The organism is Psychrobacter sp. 1U2, assembly GCF_051847575.1.
In genome coordinates this window covers 1-670 of record NZ_JBPYDC010001199.1, presented here as the reverse complement: position 1 = coordinate 670, position 670 = coordinate 1, and the positions used below count along the sequence as shown (strand labels likewise).

Here is a 670-nt window from a genome sequence, read left to right as displayed (position 1 = left end):
TCTATAATCTCAGCCCAACCACCATACAAAACTGGAAGAGACGTGTTCATAGCAAAACAATCAGGCAAACCAAACCCTATCAAATACCAGATGACGTGCTACTTAATGATGTCAAAGAACGTCCTGATGATTACCAGTATGAGCGAGCACATCGTTTAAATTGTAGTAAAACAGGCATTTATCATGCCCTAAAGCGCCTAGGCATCAGTCAAAAAAAAGACCTTAGAGCATCCAAAAGCTTGCCCAATAAAAAGAGCGGCGTATCAGGGAAAGCTTGATAGCTTTACGCAGCAAGGCTATCCCATTGTCTATATGGATGAAAGCGGCTTTGAGCACGAGACCATCCGCTCTCATGGCTATGCGCCGATCGGTAAGCCTTGTATCGATAGCTACAACTGGCAAGGTAAAAAGCGAACCAACGTTATTGGTGCTCTGTATGAAAAGATGCTGTTTGCGCTTGATTACTTTGAGACAAACATCAACAGCATCGTCTTCTATCACTGGTGCAAACACAAGCTAATCCCAAGTCTTAAAACTAAATGCGTGATTGTGATGGATAACGCCAGATTTCATAAGAGCAAACGCATTCAAAAGCTACTAAACAGGCACGGGCATCGTATTCTTTGGTTGCCGCCGTACAGCCCATACCTAAACCCTATCGAAAAGAAAT

The 670-nt window shown here is 43.1% G+C and carries 2 protein-coding genes; both read left to right on the top strand.

Translation table 11 applies throughout. The features are described from left to right. Positions 1-278, top strand: a 278-nt coding sequence (locus tag ACS8FD_RS21190; RefSeq protein WP_439277318.1) for an IS630 transposase-related protein, incomplete at its 5' end; no start/stop codon positions are given. Then, on the top strand, positions 247-670 hold a 424-nt coding region (locus ACS8FD_RS21185; RefSeq protein ID WP_439277319.1), incomplete at its 3' end, for an IS630 family transposase. The genes ACS8FD_RS21190 and ACS8FD_RS21185, both read left to right, overlap by 32 nt.